Annotated in this window: 1 pseudogene; it reads left to right on the forward strand. The window is 38.0% G+C overall.

What is annotated here, in order from left to right:
* A pseudogene (locus EAE89_RS23325) lies at window positions 1-255 on the forward strand (IS30 family transposase); the annotation flags it as partial.

Here is a 255-nt window from a genome sequence, read left to right on the forward strand (position 1 = left end):
TAACGCCGGAAGTCAAAAAATGGATAAAACGGTTAATTTGGCAAGATTTGAGTCCTGAACAGGTGGTTGATTATTTGAAGCGGCATAAAGGGATATTTTTGCATCATGAGACAATTTATAGGCTGATCTATCAAGATAAAATAGAGGGGGGTGATTTATGGCAACATCTGCGAATTGCCAGAAAACCCTATCGTAAACGCTATGGTCGCTATGAAAAAAGAGGCAAAATTAAAAATCGGGTCAGTATTGATGTTC

This window comes from Photorhabdus heterorhabditis (genome assembly GCF_018448905.1).
Classification (GTDB): domain Bacteria; phylum Pseudomonadota; class Gammaproteobacteria; order Enterobacterales; family Enterobacteriaceae; genus Photorhabdus; species Photorhabdus heterorhabditis.